The organism is Microcystis sp. LE19-10.1B (assembly GCF_027530565.1).
In the GTDB taxonomy this organism is placed as follows: Bacteria; Cyanobacteriota; Cyanobacteriia; order Cyanobacteriales; family Microcystaceae; genus Microcystis; species Microcystis aeruginosa.
In genome coordinates, this window is the sequence record NZ_JAPZQM010000603.1 from 1 (window position 1) to 1,110 (window position 1,110).

1 protein-coding gene is annotated in these 1,110 nt (G+C 35.5%); it reads left to right on the forward strand.

All coding sequences use genetic code 11. The features are described from left to right. Positions 1 to 181: 181 nt before the first annotated feature. Positions 182 to 1,110: IS630 family transposase (locus O9332_RS21730; RefSeq protein WP_288027373.1), on the forward strand; the 929-nt coding region annotated here is incomplete at its 3' end.

The following is a 1,110-nucleotide window of genomic DNA, read 5'->3' on the forward strand; positions in this document are numbered from 1 at the left end:
AATCCTTATCTGGCAAGAGACTTAATTGATTAGTTCGCTCTAGATAAAAAACAATTGACAAAAATGGCTAAATGCCTTTCTATATAAGGGTTCCATCCCTTATAATCCCCGTCCATTGCATAACACAAACCGAAGAGCCAGAAGTATAATACATGAAGAAACGAAGTAGCAGGAAAATACAATGAGATTTATTAGAGACCTAAACCCCGAGAGCCAGAAAATGCTAGAGAGAATTTATCGAGCTAGTAAACATCATCAAGTAAGAGAGCGAGCGAAATGTATACTCTTAAGTTTTCAGGGAACCCCGATAGAAGAATTGAGCGGAATATTTGGAGTTACGAGAAAGACCATCTATAATTGGTTGACGGCCTGGGAAGATAGAAAACTAATTGGTTTTTATAATCGTCGAGGAAGAGGGAGAAAACCTAAATTGACAGAAGCACAAAGCCAACAAGTTATTGACTGGGTAAAAGAAGAACCGAAAAGCTTAAAAAAAATCCAGATCAAACTTGTAGAAGAATGGAAATTAACCCTAAGCAAAGACACGATAAAAAGACTAATAAAAAAAATCAACATGAGGTGGAAAAGGGTGAGAAGAGGGGTGGGCAAAACCCCTGATGAGTGGGAGCTTGAGGTCAAACTACCTATTTTAGAAGAACTCAAAAAACAGGAAAAAAGAGGAGAGATTGAGATAGGATATTTGGATGAAATGGGATGGGATTCAAAGCCTTGTATTCCTGATGCTTGGCAAGAAGAAAAAACCACGATAAAGTTACCACCAATTGAAGGTAAAAGACTAAATATTTTAGGAATAATGAAACGAGATAATCAATTATTTTATGAGACACAGGTCGGAACGGTTACTAGCGAGACAGTTATCAATTTTCTGGATAAATATTGCCAAAATATACAGAAAAAAACTGTCATAATAATTGACCAAGCTTCCATTCATACCAGCGATGCATTTATCGAGAAACTTGAGGAATGGGAAAAGAAAAACTTGAAAATATTTTGGTTGCCCACTTATTCACCTCATTTAAATTTAATTGAAATATTATGGAGATTTTTAAAATATGAATGGATTGAATTTAGCGCCTATAAAGACCGAAA